This is a genomic window from Caballeronia sp. AZ1_KS37, from assembly GCF_023631165.1.
Lineage (GTDB): Bacteria > Pseudomonadota > Gammaproteobacteria > Burkholderiales > Burkholderiaceae > Caballeronia > Caballeronia zhejiangensis.
Window position 1 is genome coordinate 118,339 of sequence record NZ_JALQDP010000048.1, and the last position, 18,775, is coordinate 137,113.

Sequence of the window (18,775 nt, forward strand, 5' to 3'; positions counted from 1 at the left end):
GCACCGGAAAAAGATCGATCTGACAAATTCACTCACTAAGCACTGGCAAAACGCCGCCGACGCGACAGGCGTCGGTTGTCGTGGCTATGCGACAGACCGTCTGCGGATAGCAAAGCGTTGAGAGGGCGAGTGCAGGACGGCGAGTTCGCCGGCTTCCCGTCCCGACTCTGCTACAAGCATTCCTGCGCTTGCTCAGGTAACGCGCACGAACTACCCTTCGGCGAAGAACCACTCCGACATCGTCCGCGCTAGTTCGCGCACGACCTCCGCGTCGGTCCGGCCGGAGGATGCGCGCACGTGAAACGAATGATCTGCGTCGTCCACCACATGCAGCGTGGCGCGCGGCCCCAGCGTCTCGACGACCGACCTCAGCAGGTGAAGCTCGGCCAGCTTGTCGCGCGTGCCCTGCAGGAAGAGAATCGGCACCGTGACGTCCGCCAAGTGCCGCGCCCGCTCGACGCCGGGCGCCCCAGCCGGGTGCAGCGGGAACGCGACGAAAGCGAGGCCACGCACGCCATCGAGCGCGGAGATGGCTTGGGCCTGGGACGTCATGCGGCCGCCGAACGACCTGCCGCCCGCGAAGAGCGGCAGGGCTGGCAGCCGCCGGCGGGCCTCTGCGACGGCTGCCTGCACGGCAGCATGTGCCACGGCCGGCGAGTCCACCCGCCTGGAGCCCCGCTCCATGTACGGAAACTGGTAGCGCAATGTGGCGACGTTCGCCGCGGCAAGCGCGTCGGCGAAAGACGACATGCCGGCGTGCTGCATGCCCGCCCCAGCGCCGTGCGCGAAGACATATAGCGCTCGCGCGTGCTCTGGCACTTGAAGGAGCGCAGAGACCTTAGAGCCGTCGGGTAGTGCGAGCGAAAGCGATTCTGCGTCGTCCATGGTATTCAGGTCGTGTCGGTGTGGTCTTTGCGCCGATTCTGCATCAATGAGGCATCGGGAGACGCTTGTGGCAGCTTCCGGCAAGGCATTGCTCGGGCGGACTTTGCCGGCCGATCCATGGAGCGCGCCCATTGCGAAGGGCGCCGCAGTCGCGATGTGTCGGTTGACGACCGAAAGCCCGACAGCAATGTGATCTGCGCTTCGAGACGTTCGCGTAATAGCACGCCTGCATCATTGTTAGCGAGCTGTTACGACACTGCAAGCAGCGTCAAAGGAAGTTCTCGGAGAGCGGTTCATTTATCGGGCTCCCTGAAAGAGCAGGTCCGGCAGCAAGAAGCTCTTAGTCGACGCATGGTTGGCTGCGTATGGCCGCGACGCGGGTACGTCGCTCGCTAACGCCGGGACCATCGAGCGGCAGCGCGTTCGACGCTGCGCTAGCGTCGGCTCGATCCCGCCTGATGTGCCGCGAACAGACACAGCATCTCGTACATCATCGTTGCGGCGACGAGCGCGGTGTTGCCGCTCGGATCATACGGCGGCGACACTTCAACCACATCGCCGCCGACCCAGTTCAACCCGTCGAGTCCGCGCAGCAACGCAAGCGTTTCGCGCGTCGTCAATCCGCCGATTTCCGGCGTGCCGGTGCCAGGTGTGAACACCGGATCGAGCCCATCGACATCGAGCGAAAGATACACGGGCGCATCGCCGACCACGCGCCGCGCTTCTTCGACGATCGCCGCCGGGCCGCGTTCCTCGAACTCTTCGATGAACACCACGCGCATGCCGTGATCCAACGAATAACGCCAGCCTTCGTCGGTATTCTGCGCGCCGCGTATGCCGATCTGAATCGTGCGCGTGGGATCGAGAAGACCCGCTTCGACCGCGCGTCGGAACGGCGCGCCGTGCGTGAATTTCGAGCCCTTGAACGCGTCCCACGTGTCCGTGTGCGCGTCGATATGCACGAGCGCGAGCGGCTGCTGCGGCGCGATCGCCTGAAAGACCGGATAGGTGATCGAGTGATCGCCGCCCGCGATCAGCGCTATCTTCCCCGCGCGGAATACCGGCTCGAAAAAGCGGCGGATATCGGCGTGCGCGGCTTCTAGATCGTAGAGATGCTCGAAGGGCACATCGCCGATATCGGCCACGCGGCACGCTTCGAACGGATTGAATCGCGTGACGTGATGAATCGCGCGCATCATCGTGGACATGTTGCGGATCTCGCGCGGCCCGAAGCGTGCGCCAGGACGCGCGGTGACACCGCCATCGAAGGGCACGCCCGCCAGCGCGATATCGAGCGCCGCGAGGTCGCGCTCGAACGGCACGCGCATGAAAGTGGGAATGCCGGCGAAGCGCGGCAACTGCATCTGCGAAACATCGGTGCTGGCCATGATGAGTTCCCGCTGATCAGAACGTGGGCGGCGTGTTGACCCAGAGTATGCGCGTGACCGCATCGCCCGGATTGCGATAGCTGTGCGGCTCGGTGCTCGGAAAATAGAACGAATCGCCCGCCTTGAGCGAATAGCTCTGATCGCCGAGCGTGAGTTCCAGTTCGCCTTCGAGCACATAACCCAACTCTTCGCCGACGTGATGAATCTGCTCGTCGCTGCGGGCAAGCGGCTCCAGTACGTGGATGTCGCCCTGAAGCAACTGGCCCGGACTCGGCACGACAAGGCGTTCGAGCATGATGGAGCCCTCGGCACGTCTGCGTTTGCCGGCCGCCGGAGCGGCCCGCGCGCCCGGAAAGCGCACCGAGGGCCGCTCGCTCGCACGCTGAACGGGCGAAGCCGTGAGGGTCGGCGCGGACAGCAGTGCCGCGATGTTGGTGTCGAGCGCAATGGCGAGCTTGTGCAGCATGGCGAGCGAAGGCGTCGCGTGGCCGCCTTCGACCTTCGACAGAAGACTTTCCGAGCAACCCGCCGCTCCCGCGAGCACCTTGAGCGTCATCTGTCGCACCATGCGCGCATGACGCAGACGCGTGCCGAGGCCATCGGCGGCGGACGCCGGCGCGGCGTTGGCTTTAGGTGAAGTACGCGCTGCAGTTGAGGAAGGTCGTTTGCTGGCCACGAATGAACACCATCGAAAAGAAGAAGGGCGCGCTTATGCGAGCACCGTGAACTCGACTTCGAGCGGGTTGAGCGCGTTGATCGGAATGATATCCTGCGGGCACGCCGACATGACCACGACGCAGTCCATCGCGGCCCTGATATCCACGTAATCGCCGGACTTCGACACGGGCGGCAGCCAGTCAATCGAATAATCCGGCTTGACGGGAATGTTCATCCAAAGATTGAACGGCTGGGGCACTTCCTTCGTGCGCAAGCCAATAGCCTTCAGCGCAAGCCGCAGGTTGTCCGCGCAGTTGTCGTGATAGTGCTCGACGCCGAGATTGCGATAGCGGTACAGATCGCACGCGGCGATGAGCGTATCGTGCACGCCCGGCGACGTATCCGTGACGAGTTCGGCAATCGGGCGGCGCTGGTTGGTCACGAGCGGATCGCCCGGCTGCGGAATGATCTTGTCGATGAACGCGCGCGTATGTTCGAACGACAGAAACTCGTTCAGATGCTGCGCGTTGAAGATCCACGTATCGCACACTTGCGTGCCGTGCGGATTGGCGATGCGGATGGTCTGCCCGGCCTTCACGCGCACCGCGCGGCCGCAGCGCGCGGGCACCGTATACGTCATGCCGATTTCAGGCGTGCCGTCCGGCGAGATGGGTTCGTTGAGCGTGGCGTTGACGCCGGTTTCCTGGCCGTTGTCTTCGGTGCTTGCAAAAGTCGTTGCGGATGCGTTCATGTGGGCTCCTTCAGTCGTTGCAGAGTGTGGTGAGGCAATGAGCGAGCGCGCGTGCGCCGAGCACGAGAGGTCCGGCGTCCGTCGCTTCGGCGGGGTTGTGGCTGATGCCGTCTATGCTGGGCACAAAGATCATTCCGCTCGGGCAATGTTTCGCGAGATACATGGCGTCGTGGAATGCGCCCGAGGTCAGATGCAGCGCGCGGGTATCGAGCGCGCGGCAGGCTTCGTCGATGCGCGACAACACGGACGGATTGAACGCGACGGGCGCATGGGCGAATAGCGCTTCGATGCGCGCGCCATGAGATTGCGCGATGGCCTGCGCGTGTTCATCGAACGCGCCGAGCACGCGCGCGTCCGGATGGCGGAAGTCGACGGTGAAACTCACCGCCGACGGAATCGTGTTGATCGAATTCGGCGCGATGTTCCAGCGGCCGAACGTGACGCGCGTATCGGCGCGGCCGAGTTCATGGGCGATGACATCGAGTTCCCGATGCAGCGCGATGGCGAGCGTCATCGCGTCGCGGCGCAGTGGCATCGGCGTGGTGCCCGCGTGGGCGGCGATGCCCTGCACATGGAACGCGTACCAGCGCACGCCCTGAATGCCGCTGACGACAGCGAGCGGCACCTCGGCCTTTTCGAGTTGCGGACCTTGTTCGATATGCAGTTCGACGAAGGCATGCGCGGCGTCTTGCTGCGCGCGCGGCGGCAGTTCGGGGAACGCGCTGACGTGGCGTTGCAGCGCCGCGCTCAGGGTTGTGCCTTCGGCGTCCTGCACGTGCGCATAACGCGCCATCCGCGACGGCTCCACGAAGGCGCTCGATCCCATCGCGCCCGGCGAGAAGCGCGTGCCTTCCTCGTTGGTCCAGATCGCGACTTCGAGCGGGCGGCGCGTGGGCACGTTCGCATCGTTCAACGCGGCGAGCACTTCGAAGCCCGCAAGCACGCCGTAACATCCGTCGAGCTTGCCGCCGGCAGGTTGCGTGTCGATGTGGCTGCCGGTCATCACCGGCGCAAGTGCTGCGTCGCCCTCGCGGCGGAAAAACAGATTCGCGCACGCATCCACATGCACGCTGCAGCCGAGCGCACGCGCGCGGTCGATCAGAAAGCGCCGCGCTTCGATATCGCGTTCGCCGAGCGCGGGGCGGTCCACGCCGCCGTCATCGCGCGCGCCGAATGCAGCGAGGGCTTCGATCGATTCGAGCAGGCGCGCCGCGTTCACGGCATCCGCCACTTGTCTTGCGCTCACGATGTCACTCCTTCGCTCACGAAATCGAGGCTGCGTTCCAGCCACGGTTTGAGAAACTGCTGCAAGCGCGGTGTGCGCGTATTGCCGAACAGTTGCGCGGGCGGTCCGGCTTCGACGATTTTCCCGGCTTCCATGAACACGACCTTGTCGGAGATCTTCGCGGCGAAGCTCATCTCGTGCGTGACCATCACCATCGTCATGCCTTCCTGCGCGAGCGAACGGATCACGTTGAGTACTTCCTCGACGAGTTCGGGATCGAGCGCGGATGTGGGTTCGTCGAGCAGAATCACTTCCGGTTCGATGGCCAGCGCCCGCGCGATGCCCACGCGCTGCTGCTGCCCGCCGCTCAGCCGCGCGGGATACGCGTCCGCCTTGTGCTCGAGACCGACACGCGTGAGCGCGGCCAACGCTTTCGTGCGCGCGTCGCGCCTGCTCATCTTCTTGGCGAGCACGAGCGGCGTCGCGACGTTGTCCAGCGCGTTCATGTGCGGCCAGAGATTGAATTGCTGGAAGACCATCGAAATAGGACGGCGCACGTCAGCGATGCTGGCTTCGCTGTCACGATCTTTCGCCGTGCGTCCTGTCGATCGATAGCCCAGCAACTGGCCTTTGATCCACACTTCGCCTTCGTCATAGGCTTCGAGAAAATTCATGCAGCGCAGCGCGGTGGTCTTGCCCGAACCGGACGGCCCGATCAGCGTGACGATCTCGCCGCGCATCACATCCAGGTCGATGCCCTTGAGCACGCGGTTCTCGCCGTAGGACTTGCCGACGGCGCGCAGCTTGAGTATCGGAAGGTCGCTCATGATGTCTTCTTCAGAAACGGAATGCGGGAAGTCGCGGCCTGCGCGATCAGCGACACGGCTTGCGTCAGCAGCCAGTAACATGCGATCAGCAGCGCATACGGACCGATATACGTGTAGCTCGATGCGACGATATCGCTGGCCGTCATCGTCAATTCGGGCACCGTGATGATCGACGCGACCGCACTCTCCTTGATGACGAGAATCGTCTGGTTCGCGATCAGCGGCGCCGCGAACGCGAGCGCCTGCGGCAGTTCGATGGAGCGGAACGCGTCTCGCCGGCTCACGCCGAAAGCGGCGGCGGCTTCGAGCTGACCGCGCGGAACGCTCGCCCATGCCGCGCGAAAAAGCTCCGCGAAATAAGCGCTCGAATAGAACGCGAGCGAAAGGATCGTGGCCTGCACCGCCGACAACGTCACGCCTAAAACCGGCAGCCCGAAGTACACGATCACGAGCTGCGACAGATAAGGCGTGCCGCGCACCAGCCACACGAACGCGCCATAGACGAGCGCGAACGGACGGCCGAACGCGAGCCGCATCGCATTGATCGCGAAGCCCGCGACGATGCCGATGAAGGCCGCCAGCACGCTCACTTCGAGCGTGATGCCCATCGCTTCGATGAAGCGCGGAACGAGTGCGATGAAGTTGTTCATGCCGATGCCTCACGGACGCCGTGCCACACGCAGCGCGTACACATGACCCGCGCCCGCGAGCAGCGACGTGATTGCCAGATAGAACATCGCCGCCAGCGCGTACACTTCGAGCGGCCGATACGTCGATGACGAAAGCTGCTGTCCTACGCGCATCAGATCCGTTACGGATATCACCGACACCACCGCCGACGCCTTGACGATATCGATCATTTCGGAGACGAGCGCGGGCAGTGTCGCGCGCACGACTTGCGGCACTTCGATATGCCACAAGGTCTGACGCCGCGTGAGATTGAAGGTCGATGCCGCCTCGATTTGCCCCGGCGCGATGGAGCGAAAACCCGCGCCCAGAATCTGCGACTGATACGCGCCCGTGTTGAGCGACAGCCCGATCGCGGCGGCAGCGAGCCCCGGTAACTCGAGCCCGAGCGCGGACGGCACGTAGTAGAACACCAACAGTTGCGCGAGTACGGGCGTGCCGCGCAGCAGGCTCACGTACACGCGCGCCGTGCCGCGCATTAGCCGGCTGTCGCTGACCGACATCGTGTAGACGAACACGCCGACGAAGAAGCCGCAGCCGACGGCAACCGCCGACAGCACGAGTGTCGTCAGCGCGCCGTCGAGCAGTTGCGGCAAGTAGCCGATGCAGCGCGTAAGCAGATCGGGACCGTTCATCGCGATGTCAGATAGACGGTGCGGGAAGCGTGGCCGGAACGTCCATCGTCGAGCCGAACCATTTCTCCTGAAGCTTCTTCATGGTGCCGTCGCTGTTCGCTCTCGCGATGCCATCGCTGAAGAGCTTGAGGAGGGCAGCGCTGTCGGCGTCCTTGCGTGCGACCCAGGCGAAGTAGCTCTTCGGACCGATGGTCTGCGGCAACACCGCGAAAACGCCCGGACGCGACTTCAGCAATGGCCCGAGATTGGCGACGGACTGCGCGACGGCATCGAGCCGGCCGACGGCGAGGTCGGCATAGGCTTCGTCGAACGCGACGTATTGCTTGATCTGCTTGATGCCGGGACCGCCTGCTTCCTTCAGCTTCTTGTCGAGCGCCATCAGCGCCTGCAATTGTGCAGAGCCGGTCTGCGAGCCGACCACCTTGCCGTTCAGATCGTTCGGCGCTTTGATGGAGGTATCGGCGGACCGGGTGAGTACGCCGGTGGTCGCGTCGGCGACGGGAACAGTGAAGGCGAAATGATCGGCGCGGTCCTTGTTGACGGTCACGGCCGTCACGACGAGGTCGAAGCGCTTTGCATCGAGACCGGGCAGCAGACCCTGGAAGGGCAGGTCGAGCTGCTTGACCTTCACATCGGGCAGAGACTTGAGGACGTAGGCCATCAGATCGGCGTCATAGCCGACGATCTTGCCGTTATCGACGTATTCGAAGGGCGCGTAACGCGCTTCCGTCGCGATCGTGATTTCCTTGTTCGATTTGATGCGGGCGAGCAGATCTTCCGCGTGCGCAAGCGACGGCGCGGCGGCGTTGAGCGCGAGCGCGCCCGTCAGTGCGGCCAGCAAATGGCGAAGACGTTTGTTCATGACACTCCCCTTGCGTATGGGCTATGTTGAAGGCAATCGGAATTTCATTCAAGCAACTTGAATGGAATTCATTAGGCATGAAGTGTGCCAACGCGAAGCGCCCGGACCTGCGGGGCTTCGTCTTCCGACATGCACTGAAAGGGGGGTGTCGAAGCGGGCGAATGCACCGCCGCGCACGGCGATGCACCGGTTTGAAGTATGAAGGGAGTGATTGCGAGAGTCAGTGGGGTCCGCAATAGCGACGCAAGACGTCACACGAGCGACAGGGCGTCCGGCGGCCGCGGCTTAACCAGCAGCGGGGACATGGAGATGGATCCTCGATGCGTCGCGCGCAAGGGTTCGACTAGCAAGCTCGCAACGTTTCGTCAGTCTGGAGATTGCGAACTCGGGTACCCGGCGTACGATCGTACGTTCCGCGCGATCGACGCCCATCGTCCTGCTGCAAAATTGGCACTCGGCCGAAAGCTCGGCCGCCGCCAGGGCGGTCGCGACCAGCCGTGCTTGTTCCCGACGATGCGCCGCGACGGAAGAATGCGCGCCGGCTGGTGTCGCGGTGCGGCAGACATCGCGTAAGGCGCAATCGGCGGGAAGCACGGTCTCCAGTTCGTCGCGAACGAATCGCCATGCGCCCTGATTGCGGTCTTCCTCCTGCGCCCAAACGATGCTGCGCAAGCTGGTGAACCGGGCGAGCACGCGCCGGAGTGGGTCATGCGGGAACGGATAGAGCTGCTCGATGCGGATGATCGCCGTCGATTCGTCGCCGGACCCGTCGCGAGCATCGCGCAATTCGTAGTAGAACTTTCCGCTGCATAGGACGACGCGTTCAACCGCACTTGCATCTGCGATGCGTTCGTCGCCCAGTACGCATTGAAATGCGCCATCGATCATCTCGCGCAGCGTCGAGTGCGACGCGACGTTGCCGTAAAGCTTCGACTTCGGAGACATGACGATGAGCGGCGTCCGACGTTTGGTCGTCGCCTGCTGGCGAAGCAGATGGAACCATTGCGCCGAGGTCGAAGGTACGACAATCCGCATGTTTTCGTCCGCGCAAAGCTGCAGGAAGCGGCCGAGATAGCCGCTCGAATGCTCCGGACCGACGCCCTCATGGCCATGCGGCAGCAATACGGCGAGCGCCGACTCATAACCCCACTTGAACTCGCCGGCCGCGATGTACTGATCGATGAAAACCTGCGCGCCGTTGACGAAGTCACCGTACTGCGCTTCCCAGACAGTCATCGTGGTCTTCGTTTGAACACTGTAGCCATACTCGAATCCAAGCACGGCCTCTTCGGTCAGCGGCGAGTTCACGATGTCGAACCGTCCCTGCCTTGCGGCGATGCCACTGAGCGGCACATGACGGTGGTGAGTGCACGTCAAGCACGAAGACGCGGCCGAAGCGCGCGCCCAAATCGCCATAGAGCTTCCCGGTGAGCAACAATTTCAAACAGGAAGCGCGGCTAATTTCCATCCTTGGCTTTACATAATCAACATTATCAGAGTTTTAAGTGTAGGTCCCAAGTTCAAATGTCGTGTTTCTGCTAAGTAGAGATGTCGCGTTTTGGCGTAGGTTCGTCGCCACACAAGCGTTTCAGGAGCGCGGGCGATGAACACGATTGGGACCATCACGATGTCGATGCGTGAACTGGATCGACTCAAGGCGATTCAGGCGGTCGCCGACGCGCGACTCAAACCCGAGCGTACGGCAAGTCGAACGCCTGGTGTGGCGTTACCACGCGGCCGGCGTGGCCGGTCTGGTGTCAGGCAAACGCGGACGCCCGAGCAACCATCAATTGCCCAACGGCGTGGCACAGCGCGCGCTGGCGTCGATCCGCGAACGCTACGAGGACTTCGGGCCGAGCTGGCCGAGGTCGAAGCGGCCTTCGACGCGTACGAGACCGCACTCGTCACGAACGACGTCGCGATGCTCGAACGCTGTTTTTCGATACGCCGCATACGCTGCGCTACGGCGCCACGGAAAACCTCTACGGTTACAAGGCGATCCGCGCGTTCCGGGCTGCACGACCGGGCAAGACACTGGCGCGCACGGTGACCGCGCGCGTCGTGACCACATGCGGCGATGCCTTCGCGTCGCGAACATCGAGTTCCGGCGCGATGGCGATCCGCGCATCGGCCGGCAGACTCAAACGTGCGTGAAGATGCCCGAGGGATGGCGCGTCGTCAGCGCGCATGTAAGCTCGATGGGCGCGTAGCGGCGCGCCTGGCCGACTGCCTGACCAGCAGCGGCCGTTGCGCATCACCGTGAAATGCGTCATTGCGAGGTCAATTCCGTTCGCGCGACGCAACCCGATGAATATTCGATCTGCATCGGAAGCACGTCACTTGCTGCGCAAAGTCCAGCGACGATCGGAAAGAGGGTCGACGTCCGGCAAGTCACGTCGATGCTGTGGCCGATGACCGGCTCGCCGACGTCAATCCAACGCCACGACCGCATCGAGCGCGCCGCCGACCATCGCGCGCAGCGTCGGCTGGATAGCGTCGGCTTTCCCCGGCAGATACACGAACGGCGGCGCTTCATCCATATACGCGGACTGACACATTTCCAGTTGGACCGCGTGAATCCCGTCCTGCGGCGCGCCGTAATGGCGCGTGATGAAGCCGCCCTTGAAGCGCCCGTTCGCGACCCACGTGTAATCGCTTTGCGCGGCCGCATCTGTCACCGCCCTCGTCACCGACTCCGCCGCCGTCCTCCCATCCTGCGTGCCGATGTTCAGGTCTGGCAGCTTGCCGTCGAAAAGACGCGGCAGCACGCTCGCGATCGAGTGCCCTTCCCACAGCAGCACGTTCCCGTGCATGTCGCGCAGACGCACAAGCTCGGCGGCGATCGCATCGTGATACGGCTGCCAGTACGCTGTCACGCGACGCTGCTTTTCGGCGGCATCGGGAGCGCAGCCTTCGCGATTCACCTGCTCGCCGCGAAACGTCAGATCGGGGCACAGGCCGGTCGTCGTCTGGCAAAACCTCATCCCGCAGCCACGCCTCGATTGCGCGGTCACGCTCGCGTAATGCACCAAGCGCAAGGCACATGACTACTTCGGCCGAAAAGAAACGTCGGCGCGTCAGAAAATATGCATCATGCCGATGTACGCGCCCGTCTGGGATTGCCCCGCGAGCGGACTCGTGCCCGGATCGGCGTCGCGCGGCGTGGCGAAGACGGAGAACGTACCGTTCGCGCTGTTGCGCACGTAAGCGACCGTGCTGTACAGAAATGTGCGCTTGGTGAAGTTATAGGTCGTGCCGAGCACATAGAGCATCGCGTGGCTCGCCGGGTCATGCGATGCGTCGCCGCCGCCCTCGCCCACGTGGACATAGAAGCCCGCCGCCGTGACGGCCCAAGCGGGCGTCGCCTGATAAGTCGCGCCGAGCCAATAGTGATCGGCGGTGCTGGAGAGGCCCGCGGGCGTGTCGGGCGCGGAATAGTGCGTGTAGGCGGCCTGCACTTTCCATCGATCCACCTTCAGGTTCGCGCCCACGAAGAGTTCGCGCGACGCCTGAAATACGTTGTTCATCTGGCCATTCTGGCTGCGCAGTTCGTCATAGATGCCGCGCACGTCGAAAAGCGGCGAGTGGTAAGTCAGCATGATGCCGTCGGAGCGGCCGAACTCGCCCGCCGCGCCGGAGTTGAACGCGCCCGCCTGACCGCCCAGCGAGTACTGTCCTTGCACGTCGAACCCATGAAACACGGGGCTGTGATATTCGACGTTGTTGCTCGTCTGCTGCCAGTTGCGTCCGCGCACGAGTGATGCCGATGACACCGCCTGTTGCACGAAGGGATCGAATTCCCAGACGCCGTCGCTGTCAATGAACAGATTGCGGCCCGCCTGCAACTGCCCGAATGTCTTCGAGCTCAGTCCGACATAGGCGCGGCGCGACCAGAGACGTCCGCCCCCCGTGGTGCCGTTCATGATCTGGATCGCAGTTTCGAGATTGAACACCGACGTCAGGCCGCCGCCTAGATCTTCGTTGCCTTTGAGGCCCCACATGCTGGTGCCCCAGTCGCCGCCCTCGGCGCTCCATCGCGCGGATGTGCCGCCGGTACCGTTCGCGATGTGATTCAGATATTCGATGCCCCCGTCGAGGCGTCCATACATCGTGACGCTGGATTGTGCCATGGCGCCCGACGCGACAAAGGTGAAACCGGCCACCGCTTTCCGTACACAACCTTTCATGTTCGGTTCGACTCCGTTGGGGGTCCGCTCGGATGCGCGGAACCGATGCACGCGAACATAGCACCATCGCGAGAACTCGGCACAGATCCAGTAACCGCAACGGTCAAGAACTAGAAGATGATCTCAATCGAAATCCGTTTGCTGCGTCCCGCGCAGCTAGCGATCCAACGGGCAGCCGCGAGCAGCCATACTTCAGCCGGTCGAGGTCGCCATCGGTGATGCTACTTGTTTCGCCAAGCCGGCTCGCTTTCAGTCCCGAACGTCGCTAAGACCTTAGCGCGCACGTCGGACCTCGATGGTCGACACAGCTACGCAGATAAGAGCGTTCCATCCACCCTTTCGTGCTCAAGGGAAGGCCGGTGATCGAGGACACCCTCGACACGCTGAACACACTAGCGCAGGAGGCGCAGAGCCAGCAACGCGCGACAGCCGCCGCCGAGCGTTCACTCAGGATCGCGACGAACCGCTATCAGGCCGGCTCGGTTGACTATCTCAATGTCGCCAGCGCGCAGACCATTGCGCTCGAGAACCAGCGCAACGGCGAGACGATCGAAGCGCGCCGACTGAATGCTAGCGTTCGACTGCTCAAGGCGCTCGGAGGCGGCTGGGATCGCACCGCGCTGCGCGACACGGCGCCCGCAGCGCAATGACACCGTTGTCGTTTTGGCACTAGCTTCTCCGACCTTCAAACCTCCGTACAGACAGGAATTAGCAAATTCCTGCTGTACGTGGAATCGAGGCATGGTCATCGGATCGACGCCTGCATTCGCGTACGCCCTGATGCGCGCCAGCGGCCTCTGACTAAGCAACCTCGGCTTTCGACGGCGCCTCAAAGAATGACCGTTGATATTGAGGGAATGAAGGCGATCGCGATCAATCCGAGAAGCAACATACCGAGGTAAATCCAGATTCGCCTCGAAGCGCAGGCGAGCTCCAGAGCGCCGCGCCGCGCGAGATTTTCATGCTCAGGCTGCCTCCGTCTTGCCGACCATGTGCCCGGATCGCCCTTTGCGCGTCAAGAGCAGCAACGTTGCGACACTGACGAGCGTAAGGATGGCAAGCGGCATGAGCGCGAGGGAGTAACTGCCCGTTGCCTCCTTAACCCAGCCGTAGACGTTCACCATGAGGCCGCCACCAAGCAGATTTGCGATGGCGTTAATCGTTGCGAGGCCCGCCGCCGCCGCGCTGCCGGAGAGCATGTCGCCAGCGAGCGCCCAGAAAGGCCCTTTGAACGCATAAGCACCGACCAAAACGGCACAGAGCAGGCAGATCGTCGGGAGCAAGGCGCCGCTAAGCGACGTGGCGAATAGGCCCATACCGATAAGAAGCATCGGAATGACTGTGTGCCAGCGACGTTCCTTTACTCGGTCAGAGCGTCGGCCCCAATAGACCATCAACACGCACGCCAACGCGTAGGGTACGGAGTTAATGAGGCCTGTCTGCATAACGGTCAGGCCGTACGACTTGAGCAATTGTGGCTGCCACACGTTCAGGGTGCTACCCGCAGCCGACGCACAGGTATCGACAAGAGCAAGGCAAAGGACGTAGCGGTTTCGGAAGAGCTTCGTCAGCGGCATATCCAAGACTTTTTTTGGCGCCTTCGTCTCTGTCGCAAGTTCATTGGCGAGCCACGTGCGCTCTTCCTCCTTGAGCCATCTCGCTTGCTCCGGCTTGTTAGTCAAGAAGAACAGGCACATCAGACCAAGAAGCACAGTCGGCAGGCCTTCAAGGATAAAAAGCCAGTGCCATCCGCGCATCCCTGCGATTCCATCCATTTGCAGAAGCAGTGCGGACAGTGGTGAACCGACGAAGTTACCAAGCGGGATCGCCACCATGAATATAGCAACGATGCGAGCGCGGTACGACGCCGGAATCCAGTACGAGAGGTACAGTAGGACCCCCGGAAAGAAACCAGCCTCGGCAGCACGCATGGTGCCGAGATTCCGTACGTATTCAACACCCCTTCGTTGACGCGCTTGAGTTCATCGGCGTGCACATGGCTGTTCGGTTCGCTCGGCAATCGGAACGCGCGGCTCTCACCTCGCTGCCCGCGTCAAGTTTCTGGATTGACCTCGCCCAGAACGGTCAAATGCCTCTTCCTCCGCTGGTAGCACGCGCTATAACATGCGCTGTCGCGTCTCGCGGAGAATCATCGATACGGGATCGAACAAATCCGTCGTGCCCATGCGAACTGGTTGCGCCGCTCGTCGAAGCTCCGCTGGAAGTGTTTCGGAAGACGGGTGCGGACTGCGCCGTGTCGATGCCTCGCGCCGACGCTCACAGTGAGGCTTGCGGATGCGCGTGTCGCCCAGTCGCGGCGTTATCGCGCGTACTGTTCGAGCGCGTCAGCAAGGGCATCGAAGGTAGCGCGGCAGCGCGGGCTCGCGCGCAGATCTTCGTGCATCGTCACCCACGTTTCGAGCCGGAGCGCGAACGCTTTCGACAGCACGCGTACGAGACCATCACGGCGCGCAATCGCGACATGACATCCGCCGATTCCCGCACCCGCGCGGATCAGTGCGAGTTGCGCGAGATCGCTATCGGCGCGCATCGAAAACAACGCGTGACGAAAACCCGGCAACGTGCGGCTCACATCGCGAATGAACACGTTTGGCTGGTCGTAGCCGATGACCGCGTGTTCTGCGAGCGCCGCCATGCTGCGCGGCGTGCCGTGACGGTCGAGATAATCGCGCCGCGCATGGAGCCCGACCTCGATCACGCCGACTCGCCGCGCGACGAGTTGCGTCTGGCGCGGGCGCACCATGCGCACGGCAATATCCACTTCGCGCCTCAGCAAGTCCTGCACGCGGTTCGACAGCACGAGTTCGACGATCAATCGCGGATGCCGCTCGCGCAGCGCGGCGATGACCGGCGGCAGCACTTCGACCCCGACCACTTCGCTCGCGGATACGCGCACGACGCCCTGCACGCCCGCGCCGTCGTCGCCCGTGTGGCCGCTCGCCGCGCGCTTGAGCGATGCCGCCGTACTCTGCATCGCTTCGGCGTGCGACTGTAATGCAAGCGCAACGTCGGTCGGCTGAAGCCCGTTCTGCGAGCGCGTAAATAGACTTACCTTCAGCGCCCGTTCGAGCGCTTCAACGTGCCGCCCAGCCGTCGGCTGCGTGATGCCGAGCGCGCGCGCTGCACCCGACAGCGAGCCCTCGCGCAGCACTGCGAGGAACGTTCGGTAAAGCTCCCAGCCGATGTCGTCTGCCATACGTTTTTGAATATCGGATCAACGAGGTTCGCCAATTTTAATGTGTCCGCGAAGGGCGGAGAATGGCGTCATCGACAACCTGGGAGGCGTGACATGGCGCAAGGCGAAACGGTTCTGGTACTTGGGGCGACGGGCGGCATCGGCGGGGAAGTTGCGCGGCAATTGCGCGATGGGGGCTGGCGCGTGCACGGGCTGCGGCGTGGCGCGGGGGCATCGAAGGGCGACGGCATCGACTGGATTCACGGCGACGCGATGAACGCGGCCGACGTAATGCGCGCGGCACAGGGCGTATCCGTGATCGTGCACGCGGTAAATCCGCCAGGCTATAAGCGCTGGACCGAACTAGTGCTGCCGATGACCGACAACACCATCGCGGCGGCGAAGGCGCAGGGCGCTACCATCGTGTTGCCGGGCACGGTCTACAACTTCGGGCCGGACGCGTTTCCATTCATCGACGAAGACGCGCCACAGCATCCCGTCACGCGCAAAGGCGCGATTCGCGTGGAAATGGAAGCGCGTCTGCAACGCGCGAGCAAGGAAGGCGCGCGAGTGCTGATCGTGCGCGCGGGCGATTTCTTCGGGCCAAGAGCGGGCAATAACTGGCTCGCGCAAGGACTCGTGAAGCCAGGAAAGCCGGTGGCGAAGGTCAGCAATCCGGGTGCGCGTGACATCGGGCATCAATGGGCGTATCTACCCGATGTCGCTCGCACGATGGTTGAACTGCTTGCGCACCGCCATTCGCTCGATGCGTTCGCGCGCTTTCACATGAGCGGTCATTGGGACGAGGACGGCACCGGCTTTGCCGACGCGATCCGTCGCGTGGTCGCGCGGCGCACCGGGCGGGCGCCCGCTGTCGTCGGCTTTCCGTGGTGGCTGCTCGCGCTTGCCGCGCCGTTCAACGTAACATTCAGGGAGCTTCAGGAAATGCGCTATCTATGGACGACGTCCGTGCATCTGAATAACGCGCGGCTCGTGCAGACGCTCGGGCACGAGCCGCATACGCCGCTGGACGTGGCCGTCGAAAAGACGCTCATCGGACTCGGATGTCTCGCGCCTGATGTTCGAGCTTCGCTATCGAGCCTCGCTCCGTAAAGCGAGCGGCCGTTAAGATCCCCGCAGTACGTGAGCCTGCCGTCCGGCTAAGCATTCTGGCTTCCGCGCAATGCGGACGATGCTCGACTGGTAGCGTATTCAGGAACGGGTTCGCTCGGCTCGAAACTGTCGCACGACGAAACCTTCGAGCCCGCCCCACGAATCGCGTGTGCCTGACCGAGGGTGATTCTTCGGGCGGTTGATTGTCTTGCCCCCTTCTCAAAGGCATATCCTGAAGATGGTGACCTGAGATGTTCTTGAAGGCGGACGGAAACGCAGACGATTAGTTGCGCTCTGTGTTTCCTCGCGATTGTCGCCGGTTCACCAGCCATGGCCGAGTGGCAGGCGCCGGGCTGTTTCGACCGGCACATGCCTTGTGTCCTCAAGCGAATCGCCGGTGGAACTACCTGGCCCCACACAAGAGCGGACGTTGAACTGGAATCGACGCAATCGCGCCCTCGGAGAATCGCCCGTCTCCGCCCGCCACGTCTCACCGGTCATACCCCGGTGGCCGGCTCAAATCCACTGGTCGTTCGCGACAGTACGCTCGCTTGCCGCGCCGTCGCCTGTGTTCACGACACCTCGCGGCTCGATAAGCAGCAGCTTGACTTCTGCGTTTGCACAGGGCTTGTGCTCGACTCCCTTCGGAACGACTCCCAACTGTCCGGCACGTCGTATCACGACGCCCTTCAGGAAGAGCTGACGCGCCTGCGCAGCCAGCATCGGAATGTGCTGCTCTGGGAAGCGCACTCGATCGCGAGCGTGCTGCCGCGCCTTTTCGAAGGCAAGCTTCCGGACTTCAACATCGGTACGCAGGATGGCCGCACCGCCGCGCCCTCCGTGCAGGAAGCAATACAGCGCGTCGCCGCGGCGAGTCCGTTCACATGGATTGCGAACGGCCGCTTCAAGGGCGGCTTTATCACGCGGCACGCCGGCGCGCCGCAGGACGGCGTGCATGCGGTGCAACTGGAGATGTGCCAGTCCACCTATATGAGCGAAAACGCACCGTTCCACTATCTGCCCGAGATCGCGAAGAAAGTGGAGCCGGTGGTACGCGGCATGGTGAATGGCGCGCTCGACGCAATCGTCAAGCTGACTGCGAACGCCTCGCGGGCGAAATGAGCGCGAGACGTCCTTGCAGGACGTCTCGGCAATACCTTCTGAACACCGCGACCAGAGACGCTCTGGCCAATACACGCTTGCCGAGCTTCATCAGCGCTCGGAGCAGGCGATCAGGCTGGCGGGCGACGAGCCAACCGCATTCAACGCGCCGTGTACCCGCAGATTCATTCGTCGTGTTTCCATTTCCGATGATAGGTGCCTACTTCTTCCCATCCACGACGGCGACGACCTCGTCGCGCGTGTACTCCTTGTTCGCCAATGCACCAACCGGCGTTTTGGCCAGCACCGCGTCGAGTTCCTCCGGCTTCACTTCCAGAACCGGCATACGGATGTCGTGCGGCATCTTCTTGCCGGCGAGAAGCTGCTGCGTCACCCAGAAGGCGAACGAGGACGCGCCCGGCGGAATCGTCACCGACATCGTCTCGTAACCGCTCTTCTTCTGTTCGGCCCACCAGGCGAGTTCTTCCTGCCGGTTGCCGAGAATGATGATCGGCGTCGGCCGCCCCGCGGCCTTGAGCGCCTGCGCGGTGCCGAAGCCGTCGCCCCCTTGCGTGAGCACGCCGTCGACCTTCGGCAAAGTCGGCAGGATGCCCGCGACCTGCTTCTGCGCGACGGTCTGCGTCCAGTCCCCGTGCACCGAACCGACGATCTTCATCCCCGGATACTTCTTGAGTTCGTCAACGATGCCCTGATGAATCTCGTCGTCCACGGAGACGCCCGCGAGTCCGCGAATTTCGAGCAAGTTGCCCTTGCCGTTCAGCCGCTTCGCCAAGTAATCGACCTGCATGCGGCCCATGCCCTGAAAATCCACGGCAATGCGATACGCGCACGGCTCGGTTGCGATGCCATCGAACGATACGACCGTCACGCCCGCGCCGCACGCCTGCTTGATGACGCCGTTGAGCGCCGTGGGCGAAACGGCATCGACGGCGATGGCCTTGAAGCCTTGCAAGATGAGATTCTGGATCTGCTGAACCTGCTCTGTCGCCTGGCTTTCGGCTGTCGTGAAGCTGGGCGCCGCCGCGACGACCTTCTGCTTCACGGCCGGATCGGCGACGTTGGCCCAGCTCTTGAGCATCTGCTGGCGCCAGCTATTTCCCGCGTAGTTGTTCGACAGCGCGATCTTCATCGACGACGTATCGCCCGTCGCGACCTGCGCCGACGCGCCCGCCGATGCCGCGACCAGGCACAGCGCCACGGCCAGTGTTGTGATTCTCATGCTCGTCTCCTGTTATTGATG

At 63.1% G+C, this 18,775-nt stretch carries 14 protein-coding genes and 7 pseudogenes; 5 read left to right on the forward strand and 16 right to left on the reverse strand.

What is annotated here, in order from left to right:
• Positions 1-210: 210 nt before the first annotated feature.
• The 10 genes and pseudogenes from NCS00_RS32940 to NCS00_RS32985 all read right to left on the reverse strand — a co-directional run.
• Positions 211-885 (reverse strand): alpha/beta hydrolase family protein, encoded by a 675-nt coding sequence (locus NCS00_RS32940; protein WP_250442250.1) that lies wholly within the window; start codon positions 883-885, stop codon positions 211-213.
• Positions 886-1,319: 434 nt separating this feature from the next.
• A complete protein-coding gene (gene speB, locus NCS00_RS32945; RefSeq protein WP_250442251.1) occupies positions 1,320-2,273 on the reverse strand; it encodes an agmatinase in 954 nt (317 codons plus the stop codon).
• Positions 2,274-2,289: 16 nt separating this feature from the next.
• Positions 2,290-2,841, reverse strand: a complete 552-nt coding sequence (locus tag NCS00_RS32950) for a cupin domain-containing protein (RefSeq protein WP_008345534.1) — start codon at positions 2,839-2,841, stop codon at positions 2,290-2,292.
• Positions 2,842-2,982: 141 nt separating this feature from the next.
• Positions 2,983-3,681 (reverse strand): DUF1989 domain-containing protein, encoded by a 699-nt coding sequence (locus NCS00_RS32955; protein WP_250442252.1) that lies wholly within the window; start codon positions 3,679-3,681, stop codon positions 2,983-2,985.
• Positions 3,682-3,691: 10 nt separating this feature from the next.
• A complete protein-coding gene (locus NCS00_RS32960; RefSeq protein WP_250442253.1) occupies positions 3,692-4,927 on the reverse strand; it encodes a M20 family metallo-hydrolase in 1,236 nt (411 codons plus the stop codon).
• On the reverse strand, positions 4,924-5,733 hold the full coding sequence (locus NCS00_RS32965) for an amino acid ABC transporter ATP-binding protein (protein ID WP_008345531.1): 810 nt from the start codon (positions 5,731-5,733) through the stop codon (positions 4,924-4,926). Before NCS00_RS32965 ends, NCS00_RS32960 begins: the two co-directional genes overlap by 4 nt.
• Complete coding sequence (locus tag NCS00_RS32970) at positions 5,730-6,383, reverse strand: amino acid ABC transporter permease (RefSeq protein WP_008345529.1); 654 nt, start codon at positions 6,381-6,383, stop codon at positions 5,730-5,732. Before NCS00_RS32970 ends, NCS00_RS32965 begins: the two co-directional genes overlap by 4 nt.
• A 9-nt stretch (positions 6,384-6,392) precedes the next feature.
• The gene (locus tag NCS00_RS32975) at positions 6,393-7,055 is read right to left on the reverse strand and encodes an amino acid ABC transporter permease (protein WP_250437917.1); all 663 of its coding nucleotides are present in this window, start codon (positions 7,053-7,055) and stop codon (positions 6,393-6,395) included.
• A 7-nt stretch (positions 7,056-7,062) separates the two neighbouring features.
• Positions 7,063-7,917 carry a transporter substrate-binding domain-containing protein gene (locus NCS00_RS32980; protein ID WP_175982111.1) on the reverse strand — a complete coding sequence of 285 codons (855 nt, stop codon included), beginning with the start codon at positions 7,915-7,917 and terminating at the stop codon, positions 7,063-7,065.
• Positions 7,918-8,388: 471 nt separating this feature from the next.
• Positions 8,389-9,276 (reverse strand): annotated as a pseudogene (locus NCS00_RS32985) (2-oxoglutarate dehydrogenase E1 component); the annotation flags it as partial.
• Between the two features lie 244 nt (positions 9,277-9,520).
• Between NCS00_RS32985 and NCS00_RS32990 the strand changes: the two are divergent.
• A pseudogene (locus NCS00_RS32990) lies at positions 9,521-9,776 on the forward strand (ISNCY family transposase); the annotation flags it as partial.
• A pseudogene (hpxZ, locus tag NCS00_RS32995) lies at positions 9,776-10,127 on the forward strand (oxalurate catabolism protein HpxZ). The pseudogenes NCS00_RS32990 and hpxZ, both read left to right, overlap by 1 nt.
• A gap of 219 nt (positions 10,128-10,346) precedes the next feature.
• Here hpxZ and NCS00_RS33000 read toward each other — a convergent pair.
• A pseudogene (locus NCS00_RS33000) lies at positions 10,347-10,889 on the reverse strand (N-formylglutamate amidohydrolase); the annotation flags it as partial.
• 105 nt (positions 10,890-10,994) lie between these two features.
• Positions 10,995-12,104 carry a porin gene (locus tag NCS00_RS33005; RefSeq protein ID WP_284508242.1) on the reverse strand — a complete coding sequence of 370 codons (1,110 nt, stop codon included), beginning with the start codon at positions 12,102-12,104 and terminating at the stop codon, positions 10,995-10,997.
• Positions 12,105-12,469: 365 nt separating this feature from the next.
• Between NCS00_RS33005 and NCS00_RS33010 the strand changes: the two are divergent.
• Positions 12,470-12,754, forward strand: a pseudogene (locus NCS00_RS33010) (TolC family protein); the annotation flags it as partial.
• A 315-nt stretch (positions 12,755-13,069) separates the two neighbouring features.
• Here the strand turns inward: NCS00_RS33010 and NCS00_RS33015 are convergent.
• A pseudogene (locus tag NCS00_RS33015) lies at positions 13,070-14,029 on the reverse strand (MFS transporter); the annotation flags it as partial.
• 395 nt (positions 14,030-14,424) lie between these two features.
• A complete protein-coding gene (locus tag NCS00_RS33020; RefSeq protein WP_250442255.1) occupies positions 14,425-15,321 on the reverse strand; it encodes a LysR family transcriptional regulator in 897 nt (298 codons plus the stop codon).
• Between the two features lie 93 nt (positions 15,322-15,414).
• Between NCS00_RS33020 and NCS00_RS33025 the strand changes: the two genes are divergently transcribed.
• Positions 15,415-16,413, forward strand: coding sequence for an NAD-dependent epimerase/dehydratase family protein (locus NCS00_RS33025; RefSeq protein ID WP_250442256.1), 999 nt, complete (start codon positions 15,415-15,417; stop codon positions 16,411-16,413).
• Positions 16,414-16,929: 516 nt separating this feature from the next.
• Here NCS00_RS33025 and NCS00_RS33030 read toward each other — a convergent pair.
• A pseudogene (locus NCS00_RS33030) lies at positions 16,930-17,100 on the reverse strand (cupin domain-containing protein); the annotation flags it as partial.
• Between the two features lie 42 nt (positions 17,101-17,142).
• On the opposite strand from NCS00_RS33030, the gene NCS00_RS33035 reads away from it, so the two are divergent.
• Positions 17,143-17,535 carry an N-formylglutamate amidohydrolase gene (locus tag NCS00_RS33035; protein WP_502801619.1) on the forward strand — a complete coding sequence of 131 codons (393 nt, stop codon included), beginning with the start codon at positions 17,143-17,145 and terminating at the stop codon, positions 17,533-17,535.
• 199 nt (positions 17,536-17,734) lie between these two features.
• On the opposite strand, the gene NCS00_RS33040 is transcribed toward NCS00_RS33035, so the two are convergent.
• On the reverse strand, positions 17,735-18,754 hold the full coding sequence (locus tag NCS00_RS33040; RefSeq protein ID WP_008345505.1) for an ABC transporter substrate-binding protein: 1,020 nt from the start codon (positions 18,752-18,754) through the stop codon (positions 17,735-17,737).
• Positions 18,755-18,775: the final 21 nt, after the last annotated feature.